The organism is Lysinibacillus sp. EB271-A1-10B, assembly GCF_058791335.1.
In genome coordinates this window covers 214916-234544 of record NZ_JBYTDL010000004.1, presented here as the reverse complement: position 1 = coordinate 234544, position 19629 = coordinate 214916, and the positions used below count along the sequence as shown (strand labels likewise).

Annotated in this window: 22 protein-coding genes; all 22 read left to right on the top strand. The window is 34.7% G+C overall.

Going from position 1 to position 19629, the window contains the following annotated elements; translation table 11 throughout:
- Nucleotides 1-55: 55 nt before the first annotated feature.
- Entirely contained in the window at nt 56-505 is a 450-nt protein-coding gene (gene ahrC, locus AC3WSK_RS08475; protein ID WP_427484163.1) for a transcriptional regulator AhrC/ArgR, read from the top strand.
- A 35-nt stretch (nt 506-540) separates the two neighbouring features.
- A complete protein-coding gene (gene recN, locus AC3WSK_RS08470) occupies nt 541-2232 on the top strand; it encodes a DNA repair protein RecN (protein WP_427484164.1) in 1692 nt (563 codons plus the stop codon).
- 121 nt (nt 2233-2353) lie between these two features.
- Nucleotides 2354-3301, top strand: coding sequence for a SpoIVB peptidase S55 domain-containing protein (locus AC3WSK_RS08465; RefSeq protein ID WP_079561795.1), 948 nt, complete (start codon nt 2354-2356; stop codon nt 3299-3301).
- Nucleotides 3302-3641: 340 nt separating this feature from the next.
- Nucleotides 3642-4433 (top strand): sporulation transcription factor Spo0A, encoded by a 792-nt coding sequence (gene spo0A / locus AC3WSK_RS08460; RefSeq protein WP_079561794.1) that lies wholly within the window; start codon nt 3642-3644, stop codon nt 4431-4433.
- 227 nt (nt 4434-4660) lie between these two features.
- The gene (locus AC3WSK_RS08455; protein ID WP_492412278.1) at nt 4661-5005 is read left to right on the top strand and encodes a hypothetical protein; all 345 of its coding nucleotides are present in this window, start codon (nt 4661-4663) and stop codon (nt 5003-5005) included.
- Between the two features lie 1942 nt (nt 5006-6947).
- Nucleotides 6948-7865: a hypothetical protein gene (locus AC3WSK_RS08450; RefSeq protein ID WP_492412056.1), complete on the top strand. Its 918-nt coding sequence runs from the start codon at nt 6948-6950 to the stop codon at nt 7863-7865.
- 444 nt (nt 7866-8309) lie between these two features.
- On the top strand, nt 8310-8723 hold the full coding sequence (locus tag AC3WSK_RS08445) for a hypothetical protein (protein WP_079561790.1): 414 nt from the start codon (nt 8310-8312) through the stop codon (nt 8721-8723).
- A gap of 30 nt (nt 8724-8753) precedes the next feature.
- A complete protein-coding gene (locus AC3WSK_RS08440) occupies nt 8754-9620 on the top strand; it encodes an SU10 major capsid protein (RefSeq protein ID WP_492412057.1) in 867 nt (288 codons plus the stop codon).
- An 83-nt stretch (nt 9621-9703) separates the two neighbouring features.
- Nucleotides 9704-9874, top strand: coding sequence for a helix-turn-helix domain-containing protein (locus AC3WSK_RS08435; RefSeq protein ID WP_079561788.1), 171 nt, complete (start codon nt 9704-9706; stop codon nt 9872-9874).
- Between the two features lie 31 nt (nt 9875-9905).
- Nucleotides 9906-10091: a DUF5659 domain-containing protein gene (locus AC3WSK_RS08430; protein WP_079561787.1), complete on the top strand. Its 186-nt coding sequence runs from the start codon at nt 9906-9908 to the stop codon at nt 10089-10091.
- Between the two features lie 61 nt (nt 10092-10152).
- Nucleotides 10153-11142 (top strand): hypothetical protein, encoded by a 990-nt coding sequence (locus tag AC3WSK_RS08425; protein WP_492412058.1) that lies wholly within the window; start codon nt 10153-10155, stop codon nt 11140-11142.
- Between the two features lie 18 nt (nt 11143-11160).
- Nucleotides 11161-11550 (top strand): hypothetical protein, encoded by a 390-nt coding sequence (locus AC3WSK_RS08420; protein ID WP_079561785.1) that lies wholly within the window; start codon nt 11161-11163, stop codon nt 11548-11550.
- A 3-nt stretch (nt 11551-11553) separates the two neighbouring features.
- Nucleotides 11554-13143, top strand: coding sequence for a terminase large subunit domain-containing protein (locus AC3WSK_RS08415; RefSeq protein ID WP_079561784.1), 1590 nt, complete (start codon nt 11554-11556; stop codon nt 13141-13143).
- A gap of 145 nt (nt 13144-13288) precedes the next feature.
- A complete protein-coding gene (locus AC3WSK_RS08410) occupies nt 13289-14632 on the top strand; it encodes a phage portal protein (protein ID WP_079561783.1) in 1344 nt (447 codons plus the stop codon).
- Nucleotides 14633-14812: 180 nt separating this feature from the next.
- Nucleotides 14813-15220: a phage holin family protein gene (locus AC3WSK_RS08405; protein ID WP_079561782.1), complete on the top strand. Its 408-nt coding sequence runs from the start codon at nt 14813-14815 to the stop codon at nt 15218-15220.
- A 229-nt stretch (nt 15221-15449) separates the two neighbouring features.
- Entirely contained in the window at nt 15450-15782 is a 333-nt protein-coding gene (locus AC3WSK_RS08400; RefSeq protein ID WP_079561781.1) for a hypothetical protein, read from the top strand.
- Nucleotides 15783-15793: 11 nt separating this feature from the next.
- Nucleotides 15794-16402, top strand: a complete 609-nt coding sequence (locus AC3WSK_RS08395) for a hypothetical protein (RefSeq protein ID WP_427484922.1) — start codon at nt 15794-15796, stop codon at nt 16400-16402.
- Between the two features lie 172 nt (nt 16403-16574).
- The gene (locus tag AC3WSK_RS08390) at nt 16575-16784 is read left to right on the top strand and encodes a hypothetical protein (RefSeq protein ID WP_079561779.1); all 210 of its coding nucleotides are present in this window, start codon (nt 16575-16577) and stop codon (nt 16782-16784) included.
- 915 nt (nt 16785-17699) lie between these two features.
- On the top strand, nt 17700-17897 hold the full coding sequence (locus tag AC3WSK_RS08385; protein WP_139376969.1) for a hypothetical protein: 198 nt from the start codon (nt 17700-17702) through the stop codon (nt 17895-17897).
- 427 nt (nt 17898-18324) lie between these two features.
- A complete protein-coding gene (locus tag AC3WSK_RS08380) occupies nt 18325-18489 on the top strand; it encodes a hypothetical protein (RefSeq protein WP_427484923.1) in 165 nt (54 codons plus the stop codon).
- Nucleotides 18490-18515: 26 nt separating this feature from the next.
- Nucleotides 18516-18758 (top strand): site-specific integrase, encoded by a 243-nt coding sequence (locus AC3WSK_RS08375; RefSeq protein WP_492412061.1) that lies wholly within the window; start codon nt 18516-18518, stop codon nt 18756-18758.
- A gap of 522 nt (nt 18759-19280) precedes the next feature.
- Nucleotides 19281-19625: a hypothetical protein gene (locus AC3WSK_RS08370; protein WP_427484925.1), complete on the top strand. Its 345-nt coding sequence runs from the start codon at nt 19281-19283 to the stop codon at nt 19623-19625.
- Nucleotides 19626-19629 lie beyond the last annotated feature (4 nt).

Sequence of the window (19629 nt, the reverse complement as noted above, 5' to 3'; positions counted from 1 at the left end):
TTAAAATGGTAGTGTAAATATACAAATATTCAACTATTTATAAGAGGTGACCGAGATGAACAAAGGACAACGACATATACGAATTCGGGATATTATTGCCAATCATGAAATCGAAACGCAAGATGATTTAGTCGATTTTTTAAAAGATGCAGGCTATAATGTGACACAAGCAACAGTATCACGTGATATTAAAGAACTTCATCTTGTTAAAGTACCTTTACAAGATGGACGCTATAAATATAGCCTACCCGCAGACCAACGATTCAATCCTATACAAAAATTACATCGTGCGTTAGCTGATGCTTTTGTCAGTATTGACGGTGCAACACACTTTTTAGTTATGAAGGCTCTTCCTGGTAATGCCAATGCTATTGCATCATTACTAGACCATTTAGATTGGCCTGAAATTTTAGGGACTATTTCTGGAGACGATACTATATTAATTATTTGTCGTAATGAAGATGAGCGTGAAAATACTAAAAATCGCTTATTAGAAATGCTATAAAATAGCAGGGTAATTTGATACAGAGGTGACATTTTGTGTTAAGAGAGCTAAGTATAAGAAACTTTGCCATCATCGAGGATTTAACTGTTAGTTTTTCAGGTGGTTTAACTGTTTTAACAGGTGAAACAGGAGCAGGGAAATCCATTATTATCGATGCAGTGCATTTACTTGCTGGCGGACGAGGAAATACCGAATTTATTCGTCATGGAGCTAAAAAGGCAGAATTAGGTGGTTTATTTCAAATTTCAAGTTCTGGGCATCCTGTTCATAAGAAACTTGAAGAGGCAGGCATTGAAATTGAAGAAGATACCATTATTTTACGCCGTGATTTAAATGATTCTGGAAAAAGTGTTTGTCGAGTAAACGGTAAACTTGTGCCATTATCTGTTTTACGTGATATTGGGGCTAGCCTTATCGATATTCATGGTCAGCATGAAAATCAAGAATTAATGGATGAGAAGCAGCATATCTCTTTACTTGATCATTTTGCCGAGGAACAACTTACACCAATTCAAGAGGCATACAGTTCTCAATATGATGAATATCGTTCACTAAAAAAAGAATTAGCTTCGATTTCGATTGATGAGCAGTTAATGGCGCAACGTATTGATTTGTATCAATTCCAAATGAAAGAGCTGGAGGATGCCAATTTAAAGCTTGGCGAGGAAGATGAGCTTCTTGATGAACGCCGTCGTCTAATGAATTTCAATAAGATTTTTGAACGCTCCAGTGCAGCTTATGAAGCCATTCAAGGTGAATCGAAAGGCCTTGACTGGATTGGCAATGCAATGGGAGCCTTAGAGGATGCTGCCACTATTGACGAACAATTTAAAGAGGCATCCGAATCTGTTACTACTGCATTTTATGCGTTACAAGATGCTGCGTATCAGGTTAAAAATGTGTTGGACGAATTAGAATTCGATCCTGCCCGTTTAAATGAGGTTGAGCAACGTTTAGCCTTATTACAAAATTTGAAGCGCAAATATGGCTCAACAGTTGAAGAGATTTTAGCGTATTACGATAAAATTAAAACAGAGCTAAATGAACTATTAAATCGAGACGAAATTTTGCAAGTGAAAGAACGAAAAGTGCTGGAAATGGAGACGGTACTTGAGGAGCTTGCTGCAGAACTTTCTACTGTTCGAAAAGAAGCTGCACATAATTTAAGTGAAGCTATTATGGCCGAGCTGCGTGAATTACATATGGAAAAAGCAAAATTTATTGTTAATTTTGATGAATTATCTTTCTTTGATGCAAACGGAAAAGATCAAGTAATTTTTTATATTTCTACGAATGTAGGCGAGCCACCAAAATCTTTGCCGAAAATTGCTTCTGGGGGAGAATTATCGCGTATGATGCTTGCGTTAAAGACGATTTTCTCATCGTCAAATGGCATTACATCTATTATTTTTGATGAAGTAGATACAGGTGTAAGTGGTCGCGTAGCGCAAGCAATCGCAGAAAAAATTGCAGCAGTATCCATTAACTCTCAAGTTTTATGTATTTCGCATTTACCACAAGTAGCTGCGATGGCTGATCATCATTATTTTATTAAAAAAGAAGTCGAGCATGATCGAACATTTACGTCATTGCTGGAAATAGATACGAATGCTCGTATCGAAGAAGTCAGTCGCATGATATCTGGAGCGGAAATTACAGATTTAACATTGCAGCACGCAACAGAGCTTCTAAAAATGGCGAATGAACGAAAAAAACAAATGAGATAGCAAAAGAATCCAGAAACAGCTCGTTGTTTCTGGGTTTTTTCTTTTTGCACAAATATTTACCGCTTATAAGAACGCCACAACAACACATAGTATAAAGACAAAAATAAAAAGGAGGTGTCGTATGAATCGTCGTTGGCGTCAATTTGTCATTTTGCCTATGCTCATCGTTTTATTATTCATGCCCGTAAAGGCTTTTGCCGCAAAAAAGCTAATTCCGATGGGCGAAGCAATTGGTATTCAACTTCAGCTATCACATGTATTTGTAGCACATGATGTGCTATTAGCTTCCAATCAGTGGATGAAAGGAGGCGCTGTGATTGAAAAAATAAATGATATTACAGTAAAAACACTTGCAGATGCCAAAAAAGCTGTTGCTCGACAAGGACAACAGAAATGGACGATAAAAAATGAAGGAAAAGAAGTGACACTTGAGTTACAGGAGCAAGAAGCTGAACATGTTATTTCCTTTCTAAAAGATGAAACAGATGGAGTAGGAACATTGACATACATTGATCCAGAGACAAAAAATTACGGTGCGTTAGGCCACCAAATCGTTGATTCAACTTTACAAGAAGCCCCTAATTTCCATGCTGGCTCCATTTTTTTAGCTTCGATTCAACAAATTCGTAAAAGTATACCTGGGCAACCTGGCTATAAAATATCCTCCATTGAAAAACATCAGGATCGATTAGGGAGTATAGATAAAAATACAGTTTATGGAATTTTTGGCCGTTGGGAAGACGGTTATCAACAAAGTTTGCCTAAAGCAATTGAAATTATGCATGAAAAGGATATAAAAACAGGAAAAGCGGAAATCTCTACGGCGATCAAGGGCAGTAAGGTGGAAACTTTTTCAATTGAAATTACAAAGGTTGAAAATGAACGCCTTGAATTCATAGTCACTGACAAAAAGCTCATTGAAAAAACAGGTGGTATTTTGCAGGGGATGAGTGGCAGTCCTATCATTCAAGACGGTCGTTTTGTAGGTGCCGTTACGCATATGTTTGTGGAGGAGCCGAAAAAAGGAGCAGCAATAACTGTAGCGGAAATGTTAAAAAAATCATCTTAAACGAAGGAGCTGCCAAGAGGTGGCTCCATTCTTCATTCCTTCATAAAAATATAATGTTCATCAAGTATTTCGTTTATTTATGAAGCGATTAGCGATACTTAAGAAAAACTGTAGTTTTATCTCCATTTTTTCACTAAAATAAATGGTATAAGCATTCGAAGCTTTGTCAGTTATTTATCATAACTTGTCGATATTAAATGAAAGTATCGGACTACATACTCATTTTTGGAAATTGAAAAGGTTTTTAAAACAATAATGTCGAAAATTCCACAGTGTGCAAAAAAAGCATTGGGGTAGGTAACGGGATATTCGAAGCACAGTTCAGAAGGAGGAATTTTAAATGACAAAGGTTAAAGTAGCAATTGCAGATGATAATCGTGAGTTATTAAAAACGATGGAGCAGTATTTTCAAGGACATCCAGAAATTGAAATCATTGCAACTGCTTCAAATGGGAAAGTTTGTTTACAAATGCTTGAGGAATTCACACCAGATATTTTGCTGCTAGATATTATTATGCCACATCTTGATGGGTTAGCTGTTTTAGAGTCGATGTATCAAAATGAACAAATGTCATCAATTCAAGTAATAATGTTAACTGCATTTGGTCAAGAAGATGTGATGAAACAAGCTGTAGACTTAGGTGCATCCTATTTCATGCTAAAGCCATTTGAATTTGATCAATTGGTTCAAAAGATCTTACATTGTGCTGGACAGAAAGCAACACTTCCTAAAAAGACAAGTGTTTTACAACCGACGGCACCTCAAAAATTAAATCAACATCAATTAGATAGCACGATTACGGCCATTATTAAAGAAATTGGCGTTCCTGCACATATAAAAGGTTACTCTTATTTGAGAGAAGCTATTCAGATGGTATTCGAAGATATCGAGTTATTAGGATCTGTGACGAAAATTTTATATCCAGAAATTGCTAAGAAATTCAATACAACACCATCACGAGTTGAACGTGCGATTCGTCATGCCATTGAAGTTGCATGGAACCGTGGCAATTATGAATCGATTTCGTCGATGTTTGGTTATACGGTACATCATTTGAAGTCGAAACCGACAAATAGCGAATTCATCGCCATGATCGCTGACAAGATTCGTATTGATATGATGGCGAGCTAGTCATGGTATATCAAGGTTTGTAGCGATTGGCTTAGCGGAGAATGACCGGTAAATCTAAATTAGATAACGTTTATTTAGCGAAAATTATAACGCCTTTTTAGACAGTTTACGCCGACTGTTTGAGGGGGCGTATTTTTTATGTCTATAAGTCCGTTTTTAATCGAAGTTGACCATTATATGTTGGATTGCTGTATGTTTCGTTGTGACGCTATACATCTTTCTCCAAAATATCTCCAAAAACCATGAAAAGTTATGAACAGACTTTAACGCTATTCAGAAATTACACAGTGCGAGATTTCAAAATTAAGGATGCAGGGAAGGTAAAATCATCTTATATTCAACAATACATCAAATACTTGAGAGCGCGTGGAAAGGACACTGTTTCTTCTTCTGACAAGGTATTAAACAATAACTTTACTAAACGTAGGGAAGATTATCAAAAACCTATGTCAGATACTACCATAGCCAATTGTTCAAGGAATATGAAAGTATTTTACTTTTTGAAAGCTGAACGAGAAATAACGGTTAATCCGATTGACACAATAGAACAGATTAAACCAAAGTGTAAGTAGAAACAATTGCTTCCCCCTGAGGAAACTAAATTAATACTAGGTGCTTTCAATCTTACAAAATATTATGAGTACAGGACTTGGATTCTACGGGGCTTAAGGCTAATGAGTGTTGTTCCTTAATGACCGAGGATATAGATTTAAAAATAATTCTATTCTTGTCAAAAATGCCAAGAATGGACATCAACGTTATGTATTTTGGGGCATAAAACGGTAGGTAATTTAAGACGTTGATGCAACTAGACAGATATTTCAGATTCGCCATTTTTATTTCCAACAAGCTATAGTAGGTGTGAATATTTTGAAGATCAATAAGAAGGGAAGGTTTAAGTGTGGGTTTATCTGTTCATCCACGTTTAATACGAAATAACTTATTACATCATTGAAGGAAAGGTGAAATATGTAAGATTGAGTAAAATTTTAGGTCATAGAAGTGTGGAAACGACAATAAAGCTTGTCTAGATTTTACTGAAAATGAGATAGATAGAAAATAACAATTTCAGTCTACAAAATAATTTAGACTTTTAGGGGACGGAACAAGAGGAGGAAAAAAAGGAGAAGATAAGAATGATAAACTACAAAGATTTTTTTCAGTACCGCAGAATTTTGCAGGGTTCAATGATTTGCAACAGTGCAGGGGAATATTGACACTAATTGTATCTAAAGGTGGTCAGAAAAGGGTCTTAAATGATGTGAAAAGCTTGGAGCAGTCAAGATTGATGTAGATGAAGAACAGAAAAAAAGTGTTTAGAAAACTCGACTAAGCGAGTATAAACAGGCATTAGGCTTAGTGAATTCTCCTTTTGTCCTAGTGGCGAAGTGAGAAATTGCGTAGAAAAAAGCTGTTAGTGCGCGAACACTAACGACTTTTAACTGAATATGACTACCGCAAAGCAATAGCATACACACCAATGTAACGCTATTGTACAGCCTATTCGAAAAAAATCAACGTCTAGGCTAAATAAGTGTGCTTATTTTCCGTAGTAGAACGTGGAAGCCTAGTACATATGCTCAAACTAAAACTTGACAGGTTTTTACGATAGCCGATGTAATAATTATCGTTATTACTCTATGTAAGCGTGCCTTGTCTCGCTTTGAATGCCATCGTTAAAGATCAGGAGCGAATTTTGAGTGGCTACGGCAACGAAGAACATATCATATACTAAAAAGTTAGAATTCCTGGCCAATAAAGGGATAAGTATTTATAAGCGTACGGCTTACAGCAACTACTGGGGGCAGAAGTATAAGGATGCTAGGAAAGAGGTTCATGGAACTATGAGGTCTTGTTCCTTTAAGTCTATTTATAGATTTATTGAGATCAAGGCAGCACTTTTTCGACGAGATGTTGATACACACTCAGCTTCATGTTAGGGTGGGCGTAAATAATATTAATATAAATATGTAAATACAGTTATATAAATATTGTGCTAATTTTGTACAGTGTTTAGACCCTATCCTATATAAAATGTGCCAATTCGGAACATTTTTTAGATAAGTGGGTCTAAAATATACGCTTAGTTGGAACACATTCTGACAAGTTTAAAGAAAAAAACTATTTAAAGAAATAAATAGTGATAAAGAAAAAACTATGGACGGGCTTGCGCCTTAGTTTACTTTCATGGATATATTTATTATTTGAACACATTAGTAGAACTGTGTTCTATGTTATAGATTTCCAAACAATGTACTGCATGACCGCAAAGACGATTCAGTCAGACGGATATAGCTGTTATTTCAGTGATTTAATAACTAGGATAAGTACCCTGGAAGTAGTGCAAGCACCTATTTTTGTAGGGGTCTTTTTATGCGTGAAAAGTATTGCTAATATTTTTTGTAATAATATATTTCGATAATTATTTTCGGAAAAAGCATTGGTAAATAATAAAACAATATATAATGAGAACTAGAGAACTGTGATTTATGAAAAATAAAAGGAGCATATTTAATGGATTTTAAACAAAAAATAGATCAACACAAATTAGGCAAATATGACTTAACAACAGAGTTGATAGCCATGGGCGCAAAGGTTGAATATGAGTTGTCCTTTCATTTAGTGACAAAGCATATGTACAGTTACATGGAGCCGAAACGAAAAGCAAAGGCAGAAGTTGCAGAGGATTATATAGCAATCTATATCAATTCGCTACAACAACGATACGCAAAGTATGTATACAAAAAGTATCTGTCAAATATTGAGAGATCGCATGATGACATGAAAGCTGCGGACTATATTTATTACTATTTGTCACAGATTGGCGAGTATTATTACGTTGATGATTTTGATAAGATACCTGATAAAGTGTTGAAGCAAGTAGAGCATGAAGAATTTGATGAGTGCTTTAATGACATATTACGGGTATTGCCATATGTCAAAAAAGAAAAAGCAGAGAAGATTGCTGAGACAGTTGAGCCTTTAAAAAAGGTGCTAAATGAAATTATCCAAAAGGTCGATACAATGAAAACTGACAAAGAGATTGTAAAGTATATCAATCATGGTATTAACAAAAAAATCTATCGTGAGATTGCCAAAGCAACAGGTACTAGAGAGTTTAACATTGATGGAGAGCGTTATTTTATCAATCAAAATGATATGAAGTTACTCAAAAATCAAACAAATTTTCGTAGGATATTTAAGTTTGATTTCTTAAATTTGTCGGAAAGACAAAAGGAATTTACAAATGAGTTGCTAGATCACTTGCAACGGGCTTTGGATAGCAAGCAGACAAATGTATTTACATTTAATCAAAATGGGGAAATTATCGATTTCAACAAACGCAACTTTGCTAGATTGATGATGCTGGAAGAAAGCAACTTCAAAAAAAGATTAAAGCGTGTGCAAGACAAGTATGACTCTTGGAGATGACCTAAATTCAAAAGTCACACTTTTTGCGTACAAACTGTTCATAGTGAGAGGATAATTTTCCTCTTAAATTTGTTGAGGTTACAATAGAACCTTGGCATAATTTTAATATTATAATCAAAAAAATGGTAACTATTGAACGTAATCAGGGCCATTGTTTGAGGGCTACTAATTGTAGTCCTTTTTTTGTTAGCCATTATTCAAATCTTTAACTGAGCATGTTCATAACATCTATTGAGTGAATGACAGCTTGGAACACCACCTGTAAAGTCTAGTGAGCGTCAATGAGTCATTCCTGATATTTATGAGTGGTTTACTCAGAACGCTCTATATGACGTTCTATGGACTTATATGGAGTGATGGACAATTAAGCCATGAGTAGTTGCTTATTGGCTTTTTTTAGTTTGTGTAAATATGGAAAATATCAAATCAGAAGGAGAATTATTAATGGGGAATTTACAAACAGCAGAAGCAATTGAAATGAATTCTATTGAGGTTACTGAGGGAGTTGACGTAACTGAACAGGGACAAAGTGTAAATCCGTTGGAACATGAAAAACAAGAGCTACAAAAAGAAACCGAGCGTTTGGAACAAGAAAAAATTGAATTAGAAAATTTAAGATTACAGTTACAGCTTGAAGAACGAGGGTTTGGCTTTGCAAAGGAATTTGTAGAGAAGTTTAGTCTTACTAAAACACCAATAGAAAAAGTTGATGCTCTAGCAGAGTTAATAAATGAAGTAAAACTTGATATGGGCTTTAAGCCTAAAGAAGTTGCTAAGCAAGATGATTATACAGCTCATAAGCAAAATGGTGACGCTAAAGGCATGATTGCTAGTAAGTTCGAAAAAATATTTAAGTAAAACAAATTAACAGGAAGAAGGAATTTTATAATGTTTACATCACAATCATTTACAGAATCAGAACGCATTTCATTAGCAAATGAGATTGCAGTAATTGGGGTTCAAGCAACGCCATTTACATCATTACTTATGGCGAAAGGCAATATTGAAAAAGCACTTAGCACTGTGTATACTTGGCGAGAAAACTCACTATCTAATGATGAAGATATTTCAGCAGTTGAAGGAGCAGACACAACAGTATTCTATGAATCTGCTAGGGCAGAGCTAAGTAATATCCTTGAGATTTTCAAGAAGGGTGTTCAGGTATCAGGTACAGCAGAAGCTATGCAATCAACTCAGTTCTCAGGGGAAGTAGCTGACCGATTACTAGAGTTAAAAGTTAACATGGAAAAGAAATTTATCAATGGTCTTAGAGCGGATGGTTCAAAAACACCGTTCAAACGCCAATTATCAGGTCTAATTGAAATGGCTGATGCTTCTAATGCTGTAACAGCTCCGATTGATGAAATTGCAATTAAGCAAGTTATGCGTAATCTTTGGAATCAGGATTTAGCAGAAGGTCAAGTATATGCCTTTGTCAATGCTGATATTAAAGAAAGAATTGACGCTATATATAAGGATAACTACTCATACAACCATGTGACAACATCATTTGGCTTACTAGTAGATGAAATCAACACTAATTATGGTTCAGTAAAATTTGTGTTATCAAAACATGTTCCTGCTGATAAAGTTGTGTTCTTCAATGATGCTTATGTTGATTTAGCATATTTGCGAGAGCCACACTTTGAACCACTTGCAAAAACAGGTGATTCAGTGAAAGGTCAAGTAATTGCAGAAGCAACTTTAAAGGTTGGTTCAAAGAAAGCAGTTGCAGTATTAACACAGGGTAAATAATCCCTTAGACACTCTCAGAAATGGGAGTGTCTTTTTCAATTCATTTCATGAAAATTTTTAACTAGAAGAAAGGAAGTAAGACCATGACACAAATAGAGTTGTTCTTAATGCGTAGACAGAAGCAAATTAGACTAACTGATATTGCTAGGCACATTGGTTGCTCGATAGCTTTGCTCTCAAAATATGAGAATAACAAAGTAGCTATGGAAGCAAATAAAGTACAGAAATACAAAGAATTTATTCTGAAAAACTAAGTGTTCAAATGGACAGATAGGGGTATATAACATGACAAACTTAACTGAAAAAGACTTCTTCTTTTGCTTTACAAAGAAACTATCAATCTATTTGAAAGAAGAGGGAATTTCATACATCATAAAAGCTAGAAGCATTAAGGACAATGCGATTTATACGGTCTATCACAAAACTGATGAACTACAGCGAGCGTTAGATAAATATAAGAAAATTAACTAGATCGTTACCGAGAGGGTGACTTCTTTTTATAACAAAAATACAATCACACAGGAGTTTTTACATGATGGAATTTATAATGATTAACAATCAACTTATTTCAGATGGAAATGAGTTTCAACTAACACCGCAGGAATTATTTATCTATTCGTTGCTGTCAATAAGCAGGGACTTTAGAGAAGATATTTATATTTCGGTTTCATTGCTTCATGCCAAAGGACAAATTGAGCTTGCAAGTAACAAAAAGCGAGCAGTTAAAGTAATCAAAGATACTCTTATTTCTTTGAGAGATAAAAAGGTTATTAGATTTACTAGTATTGATGGTGAGCTTGTAGATGAGTTTAATGCTAATGATATTCTTATTGTTGAATTAGTGAAATTTGAGGATATAAGCCATACACAACTTAAATTTGATGTGTTCAATGAGCTTACAGACATCCGCCAATTGTATGTATATCTTGCTACCTATAGATGGTCTAAAAGTGAAAATGGTATATTTACTTGTTCTAAATCACGTTGGGCTATAATTTTAAATTGCTCAGAGTCAACAGCAATCCAAGCAGTAAATAAAACAATTGCGGCAGGTCTAATTCACAAAAATATTGGTGATTACAACGATACAGGGAAGCAAAATACCAACCAATACAGAACAACGCCTTTTGAAAATGATGAAATTACACATCATTCATTTAAGAAAAAGTATGTTGAAAAATTAGTTGAAGAAGAAACAGACCTAGAACATTCGACTGTAGAACAGTTAAAGGAAACAGAGCAGCGATTCAACAAATTTAAAGATGAAAATGGTGAAGATGTATTCCCTATTGAACAGGATTATGTTGCTGTTTTAGACCTGCGAAAACAAAAAAGAGAAGTAGGTTTAACTGACATTGAGAAAAGAGTCTTGAGAGCGGGGGAAAACCGCATTAAGAAACTGAAAAAACAAGACTATTTAATAGATGAGTATGGCAATGAGTTTAAAATTGTTGATAGACACATTGAAAATGCAAGACTTTACATCCAAAACAGGGATGAAATGAACTCTGAATATCACTAAAAGAGAGGATTGATATTTATGGATATTTACAAAGCACTTGAAGCTGTTCCATACAAGAAAAGGGAATACTTCAAATGGAAGTTTGACCTATATGTTAATCGAACAGAAGAACTCTCAGAAGAAGCATTGTGTCTAAAGTTAGATGTGAAAACATTGAACCACATGAAGAAGTGGGAGAAATCTTCTGAGTATTTGATGTTGACTAATTTGTATCTTGAATCACGCATGGCGAATGATTTAGAGCAAATTTATCAAGTCACAGCAGAAAGGGCCATTGAGGGGGATGAAAAGGCTATTAAGCTTTTATTAGACCTTCAAAAGCAGGTCAGAGCATTTAATAAAGAGTTTAAGCTTACTCGGGTCTACGAGCCACAAGAAAGCAATGCTTATGATGAATTGGTGATGTAGCACATGGCAACTAAATCAAATAAACTTGAAAAAGTTCTTAGTGAGTTCCCACTTTTTGCTAAGAATTTTATTTTTATTACAGACAACGAAAATCAGGTCATTAATTTTGAAATCAATGAAGCACAGCAAGAAATTGAAAATCTAATGCTAGAGAATCGCTTTGTTGTGATTGGTAAAGCAAGGCAAGCAGGTATTTCAACATTTGTGCTTGCTAGGGCATTATGGCGAGCATTAACTAAGCCTAACGAAAACATCTTGATTGTTAGTTATAAGGGTGATTCAGCAAAAGCGCTTTTTGAAAAGTTGAAGCAAATGAATGACACTGTTCCAAGAGAAAAATTCCCTAATATATTCCCAAAGGTTCGCAGGGATAACAGAAGCGAGCTTTTGTTCACTAATGGTTCAAGAATATCAAGTGTTACAGCAGGGAACAAAGATATTGGACGTGGTTCAACATATACCTATGTTCATTTATCTGAGTTTGCTTTCTATGCGTCACAGGAAACGCAACTACTCTCGGTTGAACAATCCCTTGCAAAAGGGGCTGAGAGTAAATTAACAATTGAAACAACCTCCAATGGTACAAGCAACCATTTCTACCGCCTGTATATGCAAGCCCTCAAAGGTAAGTCTAAGTATGTTCCTTATTTCATTCCTTTTTACCACAAGCTATACAAAAAGCAATTTGCCCATGACTATGATGAAGCAGAGCGTTGGTATAAAGCAACCAATGGTGGCAAGCGATTTGCTTCTGATAATTTAGAAGAAGATGAAGTAGCTCTCTATAGAGCAGGTGCAACTTTAAGGCAATTAATGTGGAGAAGATGGAAGGTTCAGGACATGGAAAACGAACAGCAGTTTATGCAAGAGTACCCCTCAAATCCCTTTGAATCCTTTATTTCTACAGGTAGAAGTGTATTTGATCAACATAAGGTTTTAACTAGGCTTTCTTATACAATTGAGCCGTTACCTAAAAATGAGATGTTGTCAGAAGTACCTGAGAGCGTTCGGAAATATATTGGTAAGGGCCTAGACCTTTTCGAATTTCCTAAACGCAATACAAAATATTATTTTGGTGTCGATACAGCGAGTGGCTCAGGTAATGATTACTCAACAATTACTGCATTTGATTCAGAAGGGCATCAAGTCATAAGTTTCTACCATAATAAAATTCCAGTCTATGAATTTGCTCAGGTCATCTATGACTTGGGGATTTTTTATAATTATGCTTTTTTGACAGTGGAACGCAATTCATATGGTTTACCTGTTATTGAACGCTTACGCAAAGAGCGTGGCTATCTAAATATGTATAAGATGAAAACCTTCGATGACCGAGGAAAGAAGAAATTGCAAATAGGCTTTATCACTTCTGAGAAAACAAAGGCGATAATGATAAGTGATATGAAAGAACAATTTGAGCTTGGGCTTATCAATATAGAATGTAAGACTACCTTACAGCAAATGCAGATGTTTGTTGAAACAAATGGTCGCTTAGGAAATAAGCGAGGGAATAGTGAATTGCACCACGATGATAGTGTTATTTCAACAGCATTGGCTATTCAAGGCATGAAGATAAATAAGTGGTATGTATAGGAGAATAGCAAAATGGAAGCATTTAAAAAGTATTGTGACAGTATTGAATCAATATATCATTGGCAAGGTTGGTACGAGAGAAAGTAGTTTTTAGCCATACTCATTCAGGGTAAGGTTTATTTTGAATAAGAAAGGGAAAAAGAAGATGAATTTAGATAGATATTTACAAGTAAAGCACAAGGGTAACCCCACTTGGTTCTTAGAGGAAATAAACTCTTATGACAACCAAGAGCGTTTGCAAGAAGTGTTTAGTAAGAAAAAGTATTTAGATGGTCAGCACAAGATACTACAGCGTGATTCATTTAAGTACAATGGTCAGTTCATTGAGCCACGCAAGATTGTGATCCAGTTGGCTAAGACTATTTTGAACTTCCAAACGCAATACCTGTTGAAGAACAGTGTCAATATCATTGGAGTAGAGAAAATGGTTGAGCAATTTTTGAAGGTAAATAAGCTAGGTCGCTTTGATGATAAGAATGTTATTATTCTAAACAAATTAATCAAGTTTGGTCAGGTAGCTGAATATCTTTTCATTAATGCTAAAGGGAGAATTGATTCAAAAATTATTGACGCGGAGGATGGAACACCTGTTTTCAACCATCATGGGGAAATGATTGCCTTTGTTGAGCATTATGTCTTTGATGGTATTGCTTATTACACAATTTATACCGATAAGTTAGTCCAAGAATGGTCAAATGAAGGTGGAGAATTAAAACTAGTTGCTCAGTATGCTAATCTAAGTGGCTTACCTGTCCTATATAAAACTGACAATGAATTTAGTGATACAGAAGGTCGCTCAGAGTTAGATGATTATATGGGGATATTGGATAACATGGAAGATGTATTATCTAAGTATGTTGATAGCATGTATAAGTTTATGAATCCTATCCCTGTTGCAGTTGGTCAGCAACTCAAAGACTCATTGCCTACTGATATTGTTGGGGGAGGCTTAAACCTTGATGATGGTTCTGACTTCAAAATGGTATCAAACCAATTAGATTCAAAGTCTTTTGAATTAGTCTACAAGACGTTACAACAGGCATTATTAGATGTAAGTTCAACGCCTGCTGTATCCATGAACAAAACTGATGTAAGCAATCTATCGGAGGTTAGTATTAAGTTGCTGTTCTCATTGGCAGATACGAAAGCAGGATTAAATGAAACATACTTGAAGCAAGGCTTTTATGAGCGTTGGGAGAAGGTCTGTGAGCTGTTGAGATACAAAGGGGTTCATATTTTAGAAGACGATTTTATGACCCTTGAATTTAACTTTCAATACAACACACCTTCTAACCACGCTGAGATTATTGACAATATGAGTAAGCAACATGCAATGGGTGCTTTAAGCACTGAAACAATCCTTGAGCAGTCGCCGTATGTGAATGATGTTACGCTTGAAATGAATCGCATACAAGATGTGAAACCATTTGAACAAATAGAACACAAGAATCTTGGTGGCTCTAGTAACCTTGCTGAAAAGGTATCATAGAGATGGATAAAATCAGAATAAAATAGGTGTCTATATTTAATAGAAATCATAAAGATTTTCGTTATGTGTAGGCATTTTTATTTTGGCGAAAATTAGTGTTTTTTCGGGTGTAGAGGGTTGGAATGATTATGTCCAATTTTTCACGCCTGTTACAACAGTTGTATTGGAGGTGAATGAACAATGGAGAAAATGAGTTTATTCACTATTCTAGCCTTAACAGGAACATCCTTATCCTTCCTTATTGGTGGGTGGCATGTATCATTGACTGTCCTAGTAGTTTTTATGGTTATTGATATTGTTACAGGTGTAATTGTGTCACTTGTACAAAAGCGTCTATCCTCAAAGATTGCTTTTGTCGGATTCTTAAAGAAAGCCACTATTATGATTGTGATAGTCTTGGCGAACCTATTAGACGTCCTTACAGCGTCAGGTATTCCTGTCTTTAGAACAATGGCTATATACTTCTATATCGGAATGGAAGGCTTATCTATCACTGAAAACTTAGCTAGGATTGGTGTGCCATTGCCTAAAGGGGTAAAGGAACGTCTATTACAGTTAGCAAATGAGGAAAATCAACAAAAATATTAATGTATAATATCTTTTTTTATGTTGTATTTTCAATAGTCTATTGATGTTTTGGTGGAAACCTTGATATATCAACAATGTATAGAAAATTTATAAAAGAAGTATTTCTGCCGAACTTAAACAATTTTGTTGTATCAGTTGTTTGTGACTACTTTTAGTTTACCTAACTAAGGTTGTCGGCAGTTAAAGATGAATATTATGCAAAATAAATTAATTGGAGTGATTACTAAAAATGAATAATTTACAGCGCTTACAGTTGGAAACAAAAGGTATTGACCTTGAACAGAATGAGTTGATGGTGTATCTTGCTGAAAACGGTCTTGATGCTTATTTAGAATACAATCCACAGTCTATGACAGACAAGAAGGCAATCTATTCTACTGCTCTCAGTATGCTTGAATCAGTAGCTAACAATCCAACACTGATGAAAGCCGTTAAAATTGATGATATGACAGTCAGTGAGTTCCACGAGAACCTAATGAAGCGTATTGACCAATTAACTTTTAAGGTAAGAACCATGAGAACTGAAAATAGTAACGCAGATGTGTTCATGCTATATGTGTAGGTGGTGGCAAGATGAAATTATTTGACGCACAGACGCTCACAGACACATTCTCAGAACTTGTTCAACCTTACATGAAGAATGAGTTGACTGCTACACCAAGTACCTTAGAGGGCTTGGTGACAAATACTAGGCTGTCTACGAACAGTACATTTCACTTCCATTCCGTAAGTGAGTTTAAGCGTGGCGATTACTTTACTATTAACGGTAGTTACTACCTTGTGACAGGTGATATAGTAGCTCATAGAGGGTTCAAATATAAAGCCTTAGTGGAATTTTGCAACTATATCATTGAGCCAACTACTACAGTAAAAATCAAGGTAGGAACTGACGCTATGGGTAGACCAATCTACAAAACGGAAACAGTTGTAGACCGTTCCGAACCTGCTGTGATTTGCTATAAGGAAATGACAGTTGATGAGGATTCCATTGTAACGGCTACTAAGACACTTGTTATCAATGTGCAGGATAACGCTAAAAACCGAGAAGGCTTCCAAGTGAATAGTACAATAGTGATTCATGGGCGATCATACAAAGTGATTAATGCTGAGATTGTGAAGGTTGGACTGATAGAACTAAAGGTGCAATCAGAAGATGTGTTACTTCCATTGCTTGATGATTAGATAATGATACCCCAATCGAGTTTCTTCTACTAATACCATATCAATTTTCACACGCACATAATTCTATAACAATAGTAACTAACCAGTACTATTGTTATAGAATGAATATTAGAAAAAACTAGTTGGTGTAATACGGTTAATTTGAGTAATATGTTGTATTTTGGGGAGTTTTATGTTGAAATCTATATTTTTAATAGCTATTTTGGCACTATTGTTTATAGTTGCCGGTGGAACTGCATATCTTGTGTATTGTGCTAACGGTGGGGAAAATGATGCGAAAAATACAAATGTAGAAGAAGATAGGACAGGTCAAGATGTTCCTCCTTCTGAAAGATATGCTACTGAATACATTGTCCAGAATTTATGGAAAAGTATGATTTAAGATTAAAGGGTTGAGAAGTTCGATTTAACTTATCAAATAATCTAGATGAAGATTTCTATTTGAATGGTAATGATTAATTATGTGATTACTACAATCATGGATATACAAATGAAGGAACATTCTTTTCTGGTCAATTAACACCTGTTGATGGTGGATATTCTGATTTGTGGTATTTATATTTTGATAGAGATTCATTTGACAGCGTATATCTAGCAAGATTATATGGAAATGTTGATATGAAAAATGTGGCAAGGATTTCCAGTGATATTTATGAACGAGGACAAAGGAATATGACTGTTGTGAAAGCTTTTGAGGGTTATTAATCACTGTAACATTCTTTCTCGTTCTGTTCTTTATAGTAATAATAATATTTATATTTATATATATCCAACGTTTCAATCCCTTCCCTTTATAGGCATATATGATTGAAAAAACTACTGTGTAAGATAGCGGAAGGACTACAGTATTTTGCTGTAGTCTTTTTTTACTTTTATGAGGACTACAACATAATGTGTTCATGTCTTTTTAATTTGATGGTACTAATTACACGAATTTAATGTAAAATAGGGTTGTAATACAGGGCAATACATAGGGGTGTGTGATATGAAAAATTTGAGTAAACAAGTTTATTGTTATGGTTGTATGAGAAAAAGGAATCATAAAATTATTACTACATAATAGTGAATATTGATGGACAAAGAGAGTGGATAGATGAATTTACAGTTTACTCAGAAAAACTAAAACAAGAGGCTTACATCAAATAGAAATAAAATATTTCAAACATGCTCCTGAGATTATAATTCATTTGAATGAACAGATTGTTGAATTATAAGCATTTAATTTTGTGTACTTCTGGATTAAGAACTTTAATTAGAGGGAATTTGTTCGCAATTAAAAATTATAAAGGTTGTTTATATGATGAAGAAAGGACAAAATTATCAAATCAAGATCCTAGGTGGACGGATTTTCGGATTGTACGAGAGTGGTTACATATTATTTCCACAAGCATTAATGCCTCGGAAGGTTAAAGGATTTGGTAATAAGGCGATACATGAAATAATCGTTCCAAACGTTAAAACTATAAAAGGAATTTTTATCATTTTAGAAAAGTAATGTATGACATTGTTGGGAAATCACGAGTAACTAACTTTAAAAAGAGTGGGAATACCCTCCTTTTTTTAGCAATTTCACACGTCTAACAATATAATAGAAGAAAGTAAATTTGACTACCAAAAAATTTACAAATATTGACTGATAAATATATGAAACTTTGGTTAAATAAAGTGTTTGAAAACATTGATATTAAACATTTCAATCTTCAATTTAGACAAGTAGCGAATTCATTGCCATGATCGCTGACAAGATTCGAATTGATATGATTGCGAGCTAAGTTAGAACCACAAGGGATTACAGGACTTATTTAGAGAGAATTCATTGAATTTATACCGACGAGTTCAGATAACTAATGTAAATTTTAATTGAATTAAACTATGAAACACATTCATTTATGGGACATTCCTGTTCATGGATGTGTTTTTTTATGATTGATTTCGCCATTGAAATAGATCGTTTTATGCTTGATTGTTCGGTAAAAGGACTAGCTGTAAAAACAATGAATTTCTATGAACAAACATTAAAGCTATACGCAAAATGGATGTTTGATGGATTTGAAATTGATTCACCTCAGAATGTAAAGCAAATCTGAGCGTGGCAAATATGAAATGCCGATCAATGACAAAGCAAATACATTTACTTATCACAGAACAAAAGACGGTGAAGTCAAAGCGATTCATGCTTCCTAAAGTAACAAGAGAAGCTATTGAACCGTATACAATGAATTTGCACAATGATGTTTATCTGTTTGCAACACGTAAAGGTAACAGCCATATTTCAACAACTCAAGCATATAGAACCCTTCAAAAGGTTGCAGATGTACTAGGACCTGATGATATTGGAGCTCATAAAATGAAATAAACATTTGTTTACCATTACTACAAGAAGAATAAAGATGTAGCTACGCTTGAAATATTATTTAATGATTCAGTACCAAGCATTACATTAAAATATATTGGGATTAATGCAGTGCAGATAAAATTGATAAAATAATGGAAAATTTTTCTTGGTAATAATAGTGATAAGTTCTAGAAACAGCTTGTTTATCACTCTGAAATTATAAGTAATATTTTCAATGAGTATAATTAAACAATTTTAGTACATATTTGTTTTGTGGGTCATTTTAAATGCTGATTTAAGGTAATTATGCAGGGGTAATTAAATATCAAAAAACTGCTGTTTAAAGAAATCGATATATGACTGAACAGGTAGGCATACACAACTTGGGGAAAATTAGTGAATATGTAGTTGTGGAGTTAAATTACTCTAGTGGAAATTGAGGATTATTTAGGATAGTTGTTGATGGATAAGAACAATCTCAATTGGAGAAAATATTTGTGAACTAAAAAAATGTTCAAATTTTAAGGATTGGGAGGACTAAATATGTCATCTGAAATGGAAGATATACATCGTACTGGTCGAGACATTAATGACGGAATAGTACACTTTGGTGGGCAAGCTGAGAGTGTTTTTAGTTCATTGGCTGAACAAGCTCGAGTTTCAATACAAAAGAAAGCAGACGAATTAGCTGCACAGTATCTTGAAAGTAATCCTAACCCAGACTATTATGATTGTGTTCAAATTGTAGAAGAGGGAGTCTTTACGGCTGGGAACGAAATAAAGGCTAGCAGTGGTTCTTGGGGAGATTCAGTAGATGCAGCACTTGATGCTGGTGTTGGAACTCCAGCGGCAAAAATAGCTTGTAAAAGAATATCGATGTCACATTAATTTT